Source organism: Blautia acetica (genome assembly GCF_038739805.1).
In the GTDB taxonomy this organism is placed as follows: Bacteria; Bacillota; Clostridia; order Lachnospirales; family Lachnospiraceae; genus Blautia.
Window position 1 is genome coordinate 1 of record NZ_JBBEWO010000043.1, and the last position, 1,918, is coordinate 1,918.

Genomic DNA, 1,918 nt, shown 5'->3' on the forward strand with positions numbered 1-1,918 from the left:
AGCTAACCTCTCCTCTTAACCTTCCAGCACCGGGCAGGCGTCAGCCCATATACCTCACCTTTCGGTTTTGCATAGACCTGTGTTTTTGCTAAACAGTTGCTTGAGCCTATTCTCTGCGGCCACATCTCTGTGGCACCCCTTCTCCCGAAGTTACGGGGTCATTTTGCCGAGTTCCTTAACAATGCTTCTTCCGCCGGCCTTAGGATTCTCTCCTCATCCACCTGTGTCGGTTTACGGTACGGGTACAGTACAAACAATAGCGGCTTTTCTCGACGCATGGCTCACATACTTCCCTACTTCTTTTCGGTCCGCATCACGTCTTCGGGTTGCCACACGGATTTTCCTATGTGACCCCTACCTCGCTTGCACGCGGCTTTCCATTCCGCGCCTATGCTCTCCACACGTGTCCCCACAGTTCTGTCATACTGCAGTACAGGAATTTCAACCTGTTGTCCATCGGCTACGTCTTTCGACCTCGCCTTAGGCCCCGACTTACCCAGGGCAGATCAGCTTTACCCTGGAAACCTTGGATATTCGGCCTAGAGGATTCCCACCTCTATCTCGCTACTCATTCCGGCATTCTCTCTTCCATAAAGTCCACAGCTCCTTCCGGTACTGCTTCTTCCCTTATGCAATGCTCCTCTACCAATCCCTTTCAGGATTCCTCAGCTTCGGTGTCGTGTTTCAGCCCCGGACATTTTCGGCGCAGGACCTCTCGACCAGTGAGCTATTACGCACTCTTTGAATGTATGGCTGCTTCTGAGCCAACATCCTGGTTGTCTTCGAAATCCCACATCCTTTTCCACTTAACACGTACTTTGGGACCTTAGCTGGAGGTCTGGGCTCTTTCCCTTTTGACTATCCAACTTATCTCGTATAGTCTGACTCCCGGCAATCAGTTTCATGGCATTCGGAGTTTGATATTCTTCGGTAGGCTTTGACGCCCCCTAGGAAATTCAGTGCTCTACCTCCATAAACCTTTGCCGAGGCTAGCCCTAAAGCTATTTCGAGGAGAACCAGCTATCTCCGGGTTCGATTGGAATTTCTCCCCTATCCACACCTCATCGCCACCCTTTTCAACGGATGTGCGTTCGGTCCTCCATTGCCTTTTACGGCAGCTTCAACCTGGACATGGATAGATCACCCGGTTTCGGGTCTGCACATACTGACTCTGGCCCTGTTAAGACTTGGTTTCCCTACGGCTCCGCACCTTTGGTGCTTAACCTTGCCAGTATGCACAACTCGCCGGACCGTTCTACAAAAAGTACGCGGTTCACCTAATAATGGTGTTCCACAGCTTGTAAACACAGGGTTTCAGGTTCTCTTTCACTCCCCTCCCGGGGTCCTTTTCACCTTTCCTTCACAGTACTATGCACTATCGGTCACTAAGGAGTATTTAGCCTTACGGGGTGGTCCCCGCTTATTCCCACAAGGTTTCCCGTGTCTCGTGGTACTCTGGATACTGCCATGTCGTCTCTGGTTTCATGTACGGGGCTTTCACCCTCTCTGGCCGGCTTTCCCAAAACCGTTCCATTACCTTCAACGAATCAATTCCGCAGTCCAAACCCCAGCATGCACGCACGCTGGTTTGGGCTCTTTCCCGTTCGCTCGCCGCTACTTAGGAAATCGAGGTTTCTTTCTTCTCCTCCGGCTACTTAGATGTTTCAGTTCACCGGGTTCCCCTCCATACGTTATGGATTGGCGTATGGATACATGAGGTCTTCTCATGTGGGTTTCCCCATTCAGAAATCTCCGGATCATCGGATATTTGCTCCTCCCCGAAGCTTATCGCAGCTTATCACGTCTTTCATCGGCTCTTAGTGCCAAGGCATCCGCCCTGCGCTCTTTCTTGCTTGGCCTCTTCAGATACTATAGCGTTAATATCTGACGGCTTGTTGTTTCTTGGTTTCTCTACTTG

1 rRNA gene is annotated in these 1,918 nt (G+C 51.0%); it reads right to left on the reverse strand.

Going from position 1 to position 1,918, the window contains the following annotated elements:
* A 23S ribosomal RNA gene (locus WBS51_RS15075) occupies positions 1-1,859 on the reverse strand; the annotation flags it as partial.
* Positions 1,860-1,918 lie beyond the last annotated feature (59 nt).